This is a genomic window from Acidimicrobiia bacterium (assembly GCA_029210695.1).
Classification (GTDB): Bacteria; Actinomycetota; Acidimicrobiia; order Spongiisociales; family JAHEDJ01; genus JAHEDJ01.
Genome location: JARGFH010000100.1, coordinates 1 through 7,354 on the forward strand (window position 1 = coordinate 1; position 7,354 = coordinate 7,354).

8 protein-coding genes are annotated in these 7,354 nt (G+C 62.5%); 2 read left to right on the forward strand and 6 right to left on the reverse strand.

The genetic code is table 11. From position 1 onward, the window contains the following. Positions 1-182: 182 nt before the first annotated feature. Positions 183-644 (reverse strand): hypothetical protein, encoded by a 462-nt coding sequence (locus P1T08_17820; GenBank protein ID MDF1597940.1) that lies wholly within the window; start codon positions 642-644, stop codon positions 183-185. 94 nt (positions 645-738) lie between these two features. After that, positions 739-1,440 carry a hypothetical protein gene (locus P1T08_17825; GenBank protein ID MDF1597941.1) on the reverse strand — a complete coding sequence of 234 codons (702 nt, stop codon included), beginning with the start codon at positions 1,438-1,440 and terminating at the stop codon, positions 739-741. 176 nt (positions 1,441-1,616) lie between these two features. On the opposite strand from P1T08_17825, the gene P1T08_17830 reads away from it, so the two are divergent. Continuing rightward, entirely contained in the window at positions 1,617-2,303 is a 687-nt protein-coding gene (locus P1T08_17830; protein ID MDF1597942.1) for a DUF429 domain-containing protein, read from the forward strand. A 240-nt stretch (positions 2,304-2,543) separates the two neighbouring features. On the opposite strand, the gene P1T08_17835 is transcribed toward P1T08_17830, so the two are convergent. After that, positions 2,544-3,353, reverse strand: a complete 810-nt coding sequence (locus tag P1T08_17835) for a nuclease-related domain-containing protein (GenBank protein MDF1597943.1) — start codon at positions 3,351-3,353, stop codon at positions 2,544-2,546. A gap of 418 nt (positions 3,354-3,771) precedes the next feature. Here P1T08_17835 and P1T08_17840 point away from each other — a divergent pair, with 418 nt between their 5' ends. After that, a complete protein-coding gene (locus P1T08_17840; GenBank protein ID MDF1597944.1) occupies positions 3,772-4,515 on the forward strand; it encodes a hypothetical protein in 744 nt (247 codons plus the stop codon). A 387-nt stretch (positions 4,516-4,902) separates the two neighbouring features. Here the strand turns inward: P1T08_17840 and P1T08_17845 are convergent, their stop codons facing one another. The 3 genes from P1T08_17845 to P1T08_17855 all read right to left on the reverse strand — a co-directional run bounded on the left by P1T08_17845 (position 4,903) and on the right by P1T08_17855 (position 7,155). Then, positions 4,903-5,583 carry a VWA domain-containing protein gene (locus tag P1T08_17845; protein MDF1597945.1) on the reverse strand — a complete coding sequence of 227 codons (681 nt, stop codon included), beginning with the start codon at positions 5,581-5,583 and terminating at the stop codon, positions 4,903-4,905. Positions 5,584-5,632: 49 nt separating this feature from the next. Next, positions 5,633-6,616, reverse strand: coding sequence for a DNA recombination protein RmuC (locus tag P1T08_17850; protein MDF1597946.1), 984 nt, complete (start codon positions 6,614-6,616; stop codon positions 5,633-5,635). A 62-nt stretch (positions 6,617-6,678) separates the two neighbouring features. After that, positions 6,679-7,155, reverse strand: coding sequence for a hypothetical protein (locus P1T08_17855; GenBank protein ID MDF1597947.1), 477 nt, complete (start codon positions 7,153-7,155; stop codon positions 6,679-6,681). Positions 7,156-7,354 lie beyond the last annotated feature (199 nt).

Sequence of the window (7,354 nt, forward strand, 5' to 3'; positions counted from 1 at the left end):
GGGGCCACCACACAGAGTCCCAGACCCCCCACCCATCGTCCAAGAAACCCGCCCCCGATTACCCCCATATCCTCACAACTGCGCTCGACACCACGTTCGCCTTGGGCAAACAGCGCCCACCCGGGACAGACGGTTCGCCAGAAAAGCGTCACCTGGCGCCAGACGTGCTCCTAATGCCGCTTCTAGAAGTAGTTAGAGAACTTGAACGGAACGTGTCTGAGTTCCAGCCAATCCCGGAAGGCGGTGCTGTTGTGGAACGGTCCGGTTGTGAAGCTCTCGCGGAGCAGGACGAGTAGCAGAGGCGTGTGGCGGTCGGAGGGTATGGCGGCGAGCAGGCTGCGACCGTATCTGGTCGACGTGGGGGAGTGGTGTCCTCGACCCAGTTGCTCGACGGTCATTTTTCCGATCCGCTGACCGTTCACCCACTCGAGTGCTTCAGCGAGGGTTGGGAAGGATGTCTCCAGCAATCTGGCGAACAGGCGATCGATATTGGCGACTTCGAACGTGAACCAGTATTCGTAGTCGGCTCCACTACTGCCCAACGCCTGCCCTTCGAGCGTGAGACTCCCATCCGGATCGAACATGGCCTCCAGACGTCCCGGGACCCGTTCGGAGAGATTCACCGTTCTGCTTCGCCTACTCATGCCTTCCCTCCAGACGCCTAGATGGCTTCGAGTCCGACTCCGCTTTCGCCGAGAATCTGAGCGATCCGCCCGCCGTGCTCAGACCGATGCCCGGTCACGCCTCACCGTTCAGCTCGAACCGTACCGGCATCCCGTGGTATTCGAGCAGCGATTGCAGCCGGGCTTCGGTGGCGATGGCCCCTGAGGCGAACCCTTCCCGCAGTAGCAGCAACACCAGTTTGGGATGTTCTGCATCCGGCAACTCCAAAGCCGTTTCCGGCATCGGCATCCCGTGTGTCTCGCCGTGGTACGGCCGCCGGTAGAGCGTGTAGGCGACCCGGTGGCGGTCCATCCAGTCCAATGCATCACCGAGGTCCGGCATCAGTTCCTCGATCAGAGCGGTGGCGACGACCTCCACGAATGGGCGTTCCACCGACAACCGGAACCGCACCGTCTGTTCACCCAGCAAGGCGGCCACGTCGTCGCCCGTGTTCTCCCCGGACACGACCAGGTCGCCGAACGGGTCCACACTGGCCACCAGCCGGCTACGGACCGGTCCGTCCGAATCCCGCAACGTCATGCTCTGCACCGCCGGACCCGACTGAAGCCGCCGGAAACGTCCGTCCGGCCACACCCCTGCCTCACACTCGGCACACCCCAACGGTGGGTCGTCCAACCCGATGACGCAGCCTCCCAGCGAGACGTCACCGACCTCCGAGGCCGCCCACAACTCCGGTCCCGGCAGCCCGTACACCCGCTCCACCACCCGGTCGGCCCCACAGCCCGGGCACTCCGTCACCTCGCTCCGTCCACTCATCGCAGTCCTCCACACGTCGTCGGACCGGTCAACACCTTCGGTGCCCCCGGTTGATCGATCCGATTCCCACTCACTCCTTCAAGGTAAGAGATGGGTGTGACATTTCTCGGAAGCCGACCAGCTGGCCCGGCCATCTGAGCGCGGCGCGGAACGCAATGTGACCGGGTGGGATGCCTATGCTCGACCCTGTGATGCCGGGAGATGAAGCGGTGGGGGTCGACGGCTGGAGGGGCGGCTGGGTTGCCGTCGTGCTCCGATCGGGGGCTTTCCACAGAGCCTTTGCCGCCTCCACCATGTCCGAGGTGATTGCTTCCACTCCTGATGCCATGGTGGGTGTTGATATACCCATTGGGTTTCCTACTCATGGTCGACGGTCCGCGGACGTCGCCGCACGCGAGCTGCTGGGCCGTCGAAGGTCGAGCGTGTTTCTGGTCCCGCCTCGCGCGGTTGTCGAGGCCGCCACCTACAAGGAAGCTCGAGAAACGGCCCTACGGGTATGGGACCAAGGGGTATCGGCCCAGTCCTACGCCCTCCGAGACAAGATGCTCGAAGTGAACGAACTCAAGCAGCTCGGCACGGAATTATTCGAGGTGCATCCGGAGGTGTCCTTTCGGATCATGGCCGGCAGCCCCCTGGCCCATGGCAAGAAAACCTGGAACGGTCAGCACGAGAGGCGGGCACTTCTGGAGTCAGAAGGCATCACCATCCCGGACAACCTCGAGGGTCAGGCCGGGGAGGTGCCGGCCGATGATCTCCTCGATGCTGCGGCGGTGGCCTGGACGGCACACCGCTATCTCAAGGGCATCGCAGGCTCTCTCCCAGAGGGAGGCAAACGGGGCGACGACTCGACCATCTGGTTCTAATGCCAACCGATTCCACCGTCCCTGTTGACCGCCACCCCGGGTGCGAGGTTGGGGTCGGACGTGGAGTCGAAGATCGAGCTAAAGATCCAGTTTGAGAGCGAGGCGCACGACCGCCCACATAGCCAACAGATCATGGCAGTTGTGGTCGAGAATGGTCTGCCAACGACTGATCGCTCCAGGTGTCACGCCGCTCCGCACGGAAAGCGTCACTCAGACGGATCGAATCCGTGCTGAGCAGGGCTACGTGTGCGCCGCCGGGCGGAAGTGTTGATCGAGGCGTTCGGCGAGTTGGCCTCGCGCGGGCCGGGCAAGGGGGCCGTCGACCTCGAGCGCTTTGCCCAGCGATTTGGGCCAGTGCACGGCGACACCGCCAATGGTGAACGGAGCGCTGAACAGCGACCAGTCACCATCAACGAAACACAATGCGCCGCGCACCGGCGTCTCATCGGGGACCAAGCGTCGGACCACTTCGACCTGTCCCTGGACGCCTCCGATGAGCTTGGTGCGGTCCCGGGTTCCCACGAAGAGTCGACTGGACCCAAGCCCGAAGGGTCCATCGCTACGTCGTTCGATCCGCCCCTTGTAGCGCTTGGCGTCTACCACCCATACGCCGGTCGGGGCCACGACCAGATGGTCGATGTTCGCTTTGGTCCCGGGTATGAGTCGATCGTGGAGCACCCAGACGTTGGACAGCCGGTCGAGCCGGGCACCGAGCGAGCGTTCGCCTTTGGCCCCCTTCGACCAGGCCTCCACCGATTGGTCACTGGCGGTCGCCAGGAGCATGCCCCCGATGATCGGATGTTGCTCTCTGACCTGCCGCTCGAAGTTGGAATGCCGTCGCTCGTACATTCGCTGAGCCGATGTGCCGGCTTCACTCTCTGAGATGTTGGGCCCGGCGAACGGGTCGGCCGGCGGACTGCCGTTGCGGCAGGTATCGCAGGTGATCGTCCTGGTCGAGTCATCCCAGGCCGCCTGTGTTCCTTTGGCGAGGGCACGACCGCAAGCTACGCATTTGCCGGAATAGCGAAGACGAAGGACCTTGACGCTCACTCGCTCGTTATCGGCCGGGCCGGCGACGACTTGATGACCTGCGGTTTAAGCAGAGTGCCGCCGCGACAGTGCCGCTCCCAAAGAAACCTCGGTGCGAAGACCACGTCGGGAACCATTCCGACCTGCCACCTTGTTAGCTGCAAATCCTCTCCAAGAGATCGTAAGTCACCCCGTTTTGACCGTTCGTCTCAAGCCCACCAGACCGACCTGCACCCCATTGAGCACGACGCCCTAGGTCGCTGAGCAGCGGCCCCCATCACTCTCCTTACGAAGGTCCGATATGGATCAGCGGGGTCGTCCTGGGAAATTCGCCTGTGCTGACAGGACCATCAGAGCGACTGCAAACTGTTACAGCGTCACGCAACGTCCTCGATGACCGCTTCAGGCATCTGTCGGCAATTGGTGCCATCATCTCTACATGGCTTGGAGACCAGGAGTCTCAGAGAAACTCGACTACTACGTCTACCTGCTGGCCGATCCGAGGGACGATCGGATCTTCTATGTGGGCAAGGGGAAAGAAGATCGTTGTTTCTCCCACATCTCAGAAGCCCGAAGGACCACCAAAGACTCGATGGGCGATTACGAAAAGCTGGCAACGATCCGGGAGATCGAGGGTTCCGGGCACGACGTAAGGATCGAGGTCCTGCGACACGGATTGATGGAGGCCGAGGCGTTTCATGTGGAGGCTGCTGCCATGGATCTACTCGGAATCTCGAATCTGGCCATCCTAAAGGCCGGCCACGGCACCGAGGCGTATGGGCGGATGAGCGTCGATGACGTCAACGCCCTGTACTGTGCCAGACCCGTCGAGTTCGATCCCGACCACCGGGTGATCCTGATCCGCTCACGCCGGTTCACGCACGGGATGAAGCACGAGGACATGTACAAAACGACGAGGATGTGGTGGAGGCTGGGGTCCAGGAGAGAAGGTGCCGAATACGCCATGGCTGTCTACGGCGGGGTGGTCAGAGCGGTCTACAAGATCGAAGAATGGATCAAACCCACAGAGGCTGATATCGCCAAAGTGCCTACCCGAGATGGGCGATACGGATTCGTCGGACACAGAGACACCGAGATGGAAAAGCGATACATCTTCGCCGACGTAACTGAATATGTACCCGAGCGAGGAGGCAGGAACCCGATCAGGTACGTCAACTGCTAACAACAGTTGTCGCCTGATCGGCTAGCCACTCAATGTCGGATTCGAAAACGGAGAACTCCGAATCCGCAAACGGGCCAACGTCCGAGTACCAAATTACAGTGGAAACACCTGGCCCGTCTTCGGCTGCGAGAAAGCCACCGCTTATTGGGTTCCAGACGCCCGTCGTCATTGGTTGGAGCTGGTGAACTGGCCGTCTCGATAGACGTGCGGCAAGCCTCAGCGATCAAGTCGCTAGTCATCCGCGCCGGAATCGATTTCTGAGACCCGAACCGTTCTCACATTCGTTCTCCGCTTCCCTGGCCCCTGAAAGGCACGTCAACGAGCCGGTCCACTGCCCTGGATCCGGGTGGTGGCGGGCCCCCCTCCCGCCACGACCCGGAGAGCTGCTCAGCCGTTGGAGGGTTCGTCCGACTTGTCCTCCTCGAAGAACTCCTCGCTGCTCGCCAGACGCTGCTGTCGGGTTCGAGAGCGGTGGGCCGAGGTCGACTTCGACAGGTCCTGGAACATCTGCTTGGTGCCGGCCTTGGTCTGCGCCCAGCTCTTGAGGTTGCCCTGCGATATCGACATCGCTTCGCCGGCCTCGTAGACGTCCTGGTTGGCGCCGAGAAAGACGAACACCCAGCCCCGCTGCTTGCGTTCCTCGATCATGTCGAACACCGTCTTCCGGGTCTGTTCCCGGCTGGCGTTCTCGTAGCCGTCGGTGATGATCACCACTACCTGGTCCTCGCGGTCGAGTTCGAGGTCGTGACGGCGGGCGATGCCGGCGTCGATCCGTCCGACCATCCGCCCGACCGCGTCGTACAGCGGCGTCATCCCCCGCGGCTGGAAGGCGGCCCGTTCGAGGTCGGTGACCTCCCGCAAGGGGACGTCATCGATCAGGACTTCGAACGGGCCGTCTGAGTCGAACTGGGCGAGGGTGACGGTCACAGCTCCTTCCTGTTTCCGTTGTTCGGAGAGCCATTGATTGAAACCTCCGACGACGTCGTCGGCGATGTCACTCATTGAGCCGGATCGGTCGAGCACGACCGAGATGTGGATCGGCGCCGGGGTGTTGGTGTTGTCTTTCATGATTGGTTTCCTTCCTGTGGTGCGGGGTGAGCCGCCCGTTCGGTTCTGGTTATGCGGTCTCTTTCAGTTCGGTGGTGCCGCGCAGTACCTCCTCTCTTCGTGGGGTTGAGTCGATTGGTGACGGAGCCGGCAGCTCTGCGGCGCCGGCGTGATCGGCCAACCGGGCGGCCTGCGGAGCGACCCGAGCAGTCCACGAGCCGACCGAGCTGTTATAGGCCTCGACGGCTCCACCCAGCCGTTTGCCGACCGTTTCGAAATGCCCCATGAAGGTGGTGAGCCTTTGCTGGAGTTGGCGAGCGTCGTCGACGATGGCCCGAGCGGTCACCACCGTCCGCTGCTCGATCATCACGTGGGCGGCGGCACCCAGCAGCGCCATCAGCGTGGTCGGCCCGGCCAGCAACACCCGCATGGCGAGCAGCCGTTCGAACAGGTCGGGGTTGGCCTGCATGGCCGCCACGTAGATGCCTTCGTGGGGCAGGTACATGACGACGAACCCTCCGGCCGCCTGGTCGTGGTAGCCGCGACTCTTGAGCCCCTTCGCCTCTTTCTCGATGTCGGACCCATGCGCCTTGAGCACACGGTTGCGTTCGGCCTCGTCTTCGATGTCGAGCGCCTCACTGAACCGGGCCAGGGGGAACTTGGAATCGATGACGAGCTTGCGATCACCCGGCAACATCACCACCGCGTCGGGACTCTTGCCGTTGGCGGCCGCATGCTGCATCTCGAAGTCGCGTCCTTCGACCAGGCCGGATTGCTCGAACACACGTTGCAGGGTGAGCTCACCCCACCCGCCTCGCACCCGGTCGGAGATGAACGCCTTGGCGACTCCGGTGATCTTCTCGTCGAGCGAGCGCACCCGCTCACCAACCTCGCCCTGGAGTCGGGCCATGGCCGTTTCGACGGCGGCGGCCAGATCACTTGTCGCCGCTCCGTCTGGTGCTCGGCGCCGTGTGATCCAAATCATGACCAGTGAGGTCAGAAGGGCGGTGGCAACCACTGCCCCGGAAATGGTGATGATGAGTGTGTTGGTCATGCTGTCCTCCATTTGGTTCTCCTTTGTTCACTATGAGTGGTGGGTGTGACAGATTCAGCCGCTCATGCGGCCAGCAGTTCGGCCGGAAGTTGCGATCGCCGCAACACCGGATCGTGCGTGTCGGCGGCCGTGTCGATGAAGACGACACCCGACGGAACCTGCTCCCGGGGAGGATTCCCGTAGAAATCCTCGATCCAGTAGACCGGCCGACCCTGGTCGAGTGCCTCTGCAATCAGCCTGCTGGCTGCGGCCGCCTTCCATCCCGTGTTCCGCACCCTGGTGCCGTCGTCGACGACCGGGAGGGTCCCGATACCGAGGTGGGCGGCTATCTCACCGTTGGCGCGCTGGCGCCAGGTCGTGCACCACCACACTTCGGCGTTACCCGTGATCTCCCGGATCAATCCGGGCATGTAGGCGGGGATGTGAACGGCGTAGCCGTTGGAGCGGATCACCTCTATCTCATGGGACCGGCCGACCCCGCAGAGGGCCCCCAGGTCGTTGATGACTCCGTCTACATCGAGCAATACGAGCGGTTGCATTTCTTGTTCCTTTCTTGGTTCCTCGTAGGTCCTTCACTAGTACTGCCGACGGGCGGACTGCCTTTTCCCGCGATTTCTCAGGTTTTTCGGCCGAGGGCTGGTAGAAAGCTGGCCATGAGGTCCTGACGCCGCTCGCTGAAATTCCCCAGGGTTGCTCATCGAAATTCCTCACCTTGGGTTGGGTTTGGATGCTAGTTGT

Coding starts and splice junctions, on each gene's coding strand:
- P1T08_17820 (MDF1597940.1), bottom strand. CDS start 644: ATGAGTAGGCGAAGCAGAACGGTGAATCTCTCCGAACGGGTCCCGGGA.
- P1T08_17825 (MDF1597941.1), bottom strand. CDS start 1,440: ATGAGTGGACGGAGCGAGGTGACGGAGTGCCCGGGCTGTGGGGCCGAC.
- P1T08_17830 (MDF1597942.1), top strand. CDS start 1,617: ATGCTCGACCCTGTGATGCCGGGAGATGAAGCGGTGGGGGTCGACGGC.
- P1T08_17840 (MDF1597944.1), top strand. CDS start 3,772: ATGGCTTGGAGACCAGGAGTCTCAGAGAAACTCGACTACTACGTCTAC.
- P1T08_17845 (MDF1597945.1), bottom strand. CDS start 5,583: ATGAAAGACAACACCAACACCCCGGCGCCGATCCACATCTCGGTCGTG.
- P1T08_17850 (MDF1597946.1), bottom strand. CDS start 6,616: ATGACCAACACACTCATCATCACCATTTCCGGGGCAGTGGTTGCCACC.
- P1T08_17855 (MDF1597947.1), bottom strand. CDS start 7,155: ATGCAACCGCTCGTATTGCTCGATGTAGACGGAGTCATCAACGACCTG.